The following is a 4,628-nucleotide window of genomic DNA, read 5'->3' as shown; positions in this document are numbered from 1 at the left end:
GCGGGTTAGGAAGTCGGAGATGGTTTCGGCGAGACGCAAGCTGTTGGCGCGCTCGACGATCTGATCGGACAGCGCCTGGAGTTCGGCTTCAGCTGTTCGCTGACGAGCCCTCAGATCGGGCATGCGCTGGCGTAGTTCGTCTAGGGACATCAGGTTTCGGCGGCAAGTCGATCGTGTAGCCGTTGCGCGAGAACATCGTGGGTCAAGTTTCGTCCGGGGAAAGTGATGAATACCACGGCTCGTCCCGGCTTACGTAGAAGGCGGATTTCGGAGAACGTAGCGTGCTTCGTCGTCTCCGCGCCGAGCCCATTATCGGGGTCCAGAAAGACGATATCGGCATCGTCCAACGTAGCGGGAATGGGCCGAGTGGCGCGCCCTCGCGGCCTAATGGCCGCGTGGGCTCGGGCGTGCTGTGCCACGCGCAGGCGACCGGCCGTTACTATGACAAAGCCCTCCGAGCATGGCGACGAGTCTGTCAGGCGGTCGAAAGGAGCCATCCTGAGATGCGGCGGAACGATGGCCTCGTGTTTGTTGGTGGGATCGCCACGCACATATATTTCGGCGGTGGTCAGGGTGGCGTACCTCAACACGCGTCATCGGCCATGAAAGGCAGGAGTTGTAGGCGACGCGTTGATGCGCACAGTCCTCGCGGCGCTCGACATGGCCGCCGAGCGCCGAGGTCCGGCAGGTCTCGATCGCCGACATGACCTTCAACTGGGCGAGGCTCACGTGACCGGCGTTGGCCTTGCGCCACGCCACCCCATGAGCGCGAAAGACGTCGGCGACCTCGAGGTGAGGCCGCGCCTTAGGGCCGCGGTCAGGCGGGCGGCGTTCGCTTCGTCAGCTTGATGTCCAGCCGGTCCAGCGGGCTCTTGATGTCGCGGACCGTGTTGACGGCGACGCGGGTGTAGAGCGCGGTCGTCTCGAGCTTCGCGTGCCCAAGCAACACCTGGATCACGCGAATGTCGACGCCCTGCTCGAGCAGATGCGTGGCGAAGCTGTGCCGCTTATGCCGAACTCGGCATAAGCGGCATAATTCCGAGTGCCGGATTATTCCGAGTAGGGGTCCGGGTGGTGCGAAAATCGAGGCCTTTCTCGGGAGATCGGGCGCATGTGGATCGGCATAATCAGAGGCTCTTGAGGAAGGTCAGTAGGTCATCGTCGGGTCGGTATCGGGTAGCGTGAGCATCGGCAGCTGGCGTTTTTGCTAGCGCGGCTTCCTTGAGCTGCATGTCGGCCTGCAAATAAATGGACGTCGTCTCGACGGACTCGTGGCCCAGCCAGAGCGCGATCACGGAACGGTCGACGCCGTGGTGAAGCAGGTCCATCGCCAGCGTGTGTCGAAGCACGTGGGGCGTCACGTGTTTTCCGGATAACGAGGTGCAGTGACGACGGGCGACGGTGAGGTGCCTGGTGAGCAAATATTGCAAGCCGTCGTGGCTCAACGCGCTTCCGGAAGTGGTTGGAAAGGCAGGCTCGGAGGATTGGCCTTGGCGCTCTCGCAGCCAACTGTGCAGCACAGCGGCGGTCTCCTTGCGCAATGGTGTATTGCGGACTTTGCGCCCCTTGCCTTGGCATCGCACGTGGGCGCCGGGGCCGAGCACGATGTCCTGACAACGCAGACCGAGGAGTTCGGAGGCTCGCAGCCCGGTCTGCACGGCAAGAAGCAGCAATGCTCGATCGCGACGCCCGCCCCAGGTGTCGAGGTTGGGCGCCGCCAGCAGAGCGCTCACTTCGACAGGCGTGAGAAAGTCGATCGGCCGCCGCAGATAGCGCTTGCTGGGCATGGCGAGCACGCGCTGCGCCAAGGCGCTGTGCTCTGGCGCGTGCAGGGCCACGTAGCGGAAAAAGGAATGGATCGCGGCGAGGCGGACGTTGCGGCTGCGGGCGCTATTGTCGCGTTCCTGTTCGAGGTGATCGAGGAAGGCGCCGAGGAACGGGGTATCCAGATCGGGCAGCCTCAGGGCCGAGGGCGCCTTGCCAAGCTGCCGCTGCGCATACAGCAGCAATAGACGAAAGGTATCGCGGTAGCTCGCGAGGGTGTGGGGGCTCACCTGTCTCTGCCGCATGAGGCGGTCCACGAAGAACGCCTCCAGAAGAGTGGGGAATGTGTTGGCGGCGTTCATGGAAGAGCCTCCCGCTCGGATGGCTCCAGCCGCAGTAGCGCCTGTTGCAACAACTCTGGCGTCGCCGTGAGATACCAGTAGGTATCGGTGATGTGCGCATGGCCGAGGTAAGTCGAGAGTTCGGGCAGGCGCCGCTCGACATCGACGCCGTTGCGATACCAGCCGAGGAGTGTATTGACGGCCATTCGGTGACGGAGATCATGCAGTCGTGGCCCTCGACTGTCGCCGGCGCCGCGCAGGCCGATCTGGTGAGATAATTTGACGAACGTGCATCGGACGCTCCAGTGTGTGAGGCGGGCTCCGCGGTCAGAGACAAAGAAGCTTGGGCTGTCAGGGCTGCGGCACAAACGATCCCGGCATGTCGCGTAGGCGTTCATTACGCATTGCGTGGAAGCGTGCATCGGCACGTAGCGGGACTTGCCGAACTTCGCGCCACGGATCGTCAGCACGCCGTTCACCAGGTCCACGTCGTCGCGATCGAGCTGGAGCGCTTCGTTGCAACGCATGCCAGTCACCGCATACAAGCCGAAGAGGGTGGCGTAGGTATGAGGCCGTAACCCGGTTGCAGAGGATAGTTGCCGCGCCGCATCGAGTAAGCGGGTAATCTCCTCCTCGCGATAAATGTAAGGAGCCGGACGCTGGCGCCGATGCGGAAGCAGGCCGGGTGGCGGCACGGTGGTCCGAGGGTCCAGCGCGCTGTGGAACTGTGCGAAGCGACGAGCAATCCCCAAGCGGCGGGCCCACTCGGCCGGCTGCGCATTGGCAGGTTGGGTCGCCCATGCCAGTGCGAGATCGGTGGTGACGTAAGTCGCGCCGGCTTGGTCGGCGAACGCGACGAATTGCTGCAACAGACGCCCAGCCAGACAGAGCTTGTGCCCGAGGGCGCGGCGCATGGCCAGATACTCGTCGAGAGCCGAATGTAACGCGCTCATGACACAGCTCCCGGCCACGGTAGCCCGATAGCGCGTAACGCCGCGATGTCCACCTTGGCGTAGATCTGCGTCGTGGTTGGTTGGCTATGGCGTAGGAGTTGTCCGATCTCAGTGAGGGAAGCGCCTCGATGCAGCAGATTGGTAGCAACCGAGTGGCGTAGCAGGTGGGCTCCCTTGAACTCCGGGTTCAGTCCGGCGCGCTTGAGCGCGCGACGAACGACACAGTCGATGGCGGTGGGACCGACTAGGCCGCGCAACGGCGCTCGCATGCGGATAAAGACCGGCCGCGTCGAGCAGCGGGGACGAACGTGACGCAAATAATCAACCAGCGCCGCGCCGACGTCTGTCGGCAGCGGCAATCGCCCCAGCCGCTGGCCCTTGCCGCGGACGAGAATCTCGCCCCGTTCCCAATCCAGATCGTCCAAGGTCAAGGCGATGACCTCTCCGGCGCGCAAACCGAGGCGCGCCAGAATCAACAAGATCGCATAGTCGCGCTCGCCGACTGGCGTGCTGCGATCGCAAGACGCGAGCATCCGCTCGACCTGTTCAGGCGGAAGCGACTTGGGCAGATGCGACAGACGCCAGTTAGCGATCCCCGGCACTCCGCCAGCGAGATCCGTCGCGATCGCGCCCCGCTGTCGCAGAAAGCGCAGAAACGAACGCAACGCGGTGACTATCAGCTGAGCGCTGCGACGGCTTTCTGTCTGGGCGTGACGAACAATGAAACGATGAATGTCGACCGGGCATAGTTCATCGAGCTGGATCGGCCTACTCTCAAACCGCTCCGTAAGAAAGCGTCGAACTATTGGCAAATAGTTGTCCAAGGTTGCCGGCGACAGGCCACGCTCGGAACTCAAATGATTTTCGAAGTCTCGCGTGAGGCTACCCAGAGGGGTCGTATCAGTTCTTGGCGGTATGGCCCGAATGCAACCGAGGTCACGCAAATATCTGAGCAGTTGGTGGCCGGTTGCCACTTCGCCACGCCGCACGTGGCCTTGGCGACGACGATCTGCGTGAAAATGGTCGAGCAGACCCTCTTCAAGCACATCCTGCGAAAGGTTGCGCCGATAAAGCCAAGCACTCAGCTTTGCCACGAGTTCGCATTTGTCGTGCACCGTCTTCGACGTATATCCCTCGCCGCCGAGACATGCCGCAAATGCATTGATGTGGGTCGCCAACGGGCCAACGCAGGACAGCTTGACCGGCGTCATCGCGCCACTGTCGGGGTCGATCATCACTTGTCTCCTTTGAGCCGAGGAAAATCCTCGGTCGCAGAAGACAGCCGAATAATGCCGAGCCGCCAACGATCAACGTCGATCCAAGCCTTTCAAATCAAAAGAATATCAAGCGATCGATGCCAGATAGCTCGGAATAATCCGGCACTCGGAATTATGGCGCAGCGTATGTGGAGAAACGCGTTTGGAGATTCCAGCCAGGTCTTTGGCGGCGGTGTCGGCGCGGTTGATCTGGCGCTCCGTCACCGGGTTGATCGGGTTCTGGCCGGGAAAGAGCCAGACCGGCGGCCGCGCCGCCTTCCACCATTCGCGCAAGAGTTGGAGCAGTTGCGGCG

The 4,628-nt window shown here is 62.5% G+C and carries 4 protein-coding genes and 2 pseudogenes; all 6 read right to left on the bottom strand.

What is annotated here, in order from left to right; genetic code table 11:
* Positions 1-609: 609 nt before the first annotated feature.
* Positions 610-804: pseudogene (locus ACLP25_RS12410) on the bottom strand (transposase zinc-binding domain-containing protein); the annotation flags it as partial.
* Positions 805-817: 13 nt separating this feature from the next.
* Positions 818-1,006 (bottom strand): annotated as a pseudogene (locus tag ACLP25_RS12405) (tyrosine-type recombinase/integrase); the annotation flags it as partial.
* Between the two features lie 121 nt (positions 1,007-1,127).
* Positions 1,128-2,126 (bottom strand): tyrosine-type recombinase/integrase, encoded by a 999-nt coding sequence (locus ACLP25_RS12400; protein ID WP_442469500.1) that lies wholly within the window; start codon positions 2,124-2,126, stop codon positions 1,128-1,130.
* Entirely contained in the window at positions 2,123-3,058 is a 936-nt protein-coding gene (locus ACLP25_RS12395; protein WP_442469499.1) for a tyrosine-type recombinase/integrase, read from the bottom strand. Before ACLP25_RS12395 ends, ACLP25_RS12400 begins: the two co-directional genes overlap by 4 nt.
* Positions 3,055-4,293 carry a site-specific integrase gene (locus ACLP25_RS12390; RefSeq protein WP_442469498.1) on the bottom strand — a complete coding sequence of 413 codons (1,239 nt, stop codon included), beginning with the start codon at positions 4,291-4,293 and terminating at the stop codon, positions 3,055-3,057. The genes ACLP25_RS12395 and ACLP25_RS12390 overlap by 4 nt, the downstream gene beginning before the upstream one ends.
* 108 nt (positions 4,294-4,401) lie before the next feature.
* Positions 4,402-4,628: tyrosine-type recombinase/integrase (locus ACLP25_RS12385; protein ID WP_442469497.1), on the bottom strand; the 227-nt coding region annotated here is incomplete at its 5' end.

Origin of the sequence: Roseiarcus sp., from assembly GCF_052145395.1 — a bacterium.
Lineage (GTDB): Bacteria > Pseudomonadota > Alphaproteobacteria > Rhizobiales > Beijerinckiaceae > Roseiarcus.
This window is presented reverse-complemented; position numbering and strand designations above follow the sequence as displayed.